The organism is Leucobacter holotrichiae (genome assembly GCF_055791005.1).
Genome location: NZ_JBVUAC010000034.1, coordinates 1 through 1,259, shown reverse-complemented (window position 1 = coordinate 1,259; position 1,259 = coordinate 1). Strand labels below are relative to the sequence as shown.

Here is a 1,259-nt window from a genome sequence, read left to right as displayed (position 1 = left end):
GGGTCTGCTGAAGCTTTGGTTGAGTCCGGGGTTTATGCCGCCAACCCGACGGCATCCATCATTATGGCCTCGAACTCGACCGGGGTCAGTTTCCCGAGCCGACGCTGGCGGCGTTTGCGGTGATACTTCCCCTCGATCCATGACACGATCGCGAGGCGAAGTTCTTGCCGAGTCCGCCAGTACTGCCGGTCGAGCACGCTCTTCTGCAACAGCGAGAAGAACGACTCCATTGCCGCGTTATCGCCACACGCCCCGACCCGGCCCATCGAACCCCGCAACCCATACTGCTTGAGTGCCCGTTGAAATCGCCGGGAACGAAATTGGCCTCCGCGGTCTGAATGGACGATCACCCCAGCCGGGTATCCACGCTGTGTCACCGCGTTCTCCAACGCCCGAACCGCGAGCGAGGCTTTCATCCGCTTATCGATCGCGTACCCCACGATCCGATTCGAACACACATCCTGGAACGCGCAGAGATACAGCCTCCCTTCACCGGTATGGTGCTCGGTGATATCGACGAGCCATTTCTCGTCCACACGCTCCGCGGTGAACTCGCGCTGCACGAGATCGTCTCCCACGGGAGGACCAGCCTTCCGATAGCGGCGTCTACGCGTGGTGATCACGGACTGCAGGCCAGCGATCTCGCACAACCGCCAGACTCGCCGCTCGCTGATCTCGTAACCGAGATCATGTAGATCATCAGCAAGCACCCGGTACCCGCCCTCGGGATCCGCGTCATGGAGTTCACGGAGCACACCGATAAAGTGCTCCTCCTCGATCTCACGTGGCGACTTCGGCGACTGCAGCCACCGGTAGTAGGCCTGCTCACTGAAGCCAAGCACCCGGCACGTCACCGCGACCGGCACCCGAACCCGGGCACCTGGCGCGGCCATTTCTTGGACGAGCGGGTAGATCATTTTGGGGGCGTGACGTGCACCTGCGAGAGATACGCGGCCGCACGACGGAGCACCTCGTTCTCCATCTCGAGCTCCCTGATCCGTTTCAACGCAGCACTCATCTCGCGCCGCTCATCAGGGTCCGTCGACGGAGTCATCCCGTGAGATTGGAACCTCGCATCACGCACCCAGGCCTGGAGCGCGGACTTCGAGATCCCAAGATCGCGGACGACCTGTCGTTGCGAGATTCCCGACTCCACAAGCGCGACCGCGTCGCGTTTGAACTCATCACTGAACTTGATCGGCATAACTGCCATCCTTCCAGCACAGCTTCCCAGCTATGCGGTCTTGGACTCAACCAAA

Annotated in this window: 1 protein-coding gene; it reads right to left on the bottom strand. The window is 61.3% G+C overall.

Features of this window, described 5'->3' with window-relative positions; genetic code table 11:
* Nucleotides 1–32 precede the first annotated feature (32 nt).
* Nucleotides 33–1,204 (bottom strand): IS3 family transposase gene (locus AC0KXF_RS15145; RefSeq protein ID WP_473109961.1). Its coding sequence is split into 2 segments (ribosomal slippage): nucleotides 33–928 and nucleotides 928–1,204, totalling 1,173 coding nucleotides; the frame shifts between segments, so codons are not numbered across the junction.
* Between the last annotated feature and the right edge of the window lie 55 nt (nucleotides 1,205–1,259).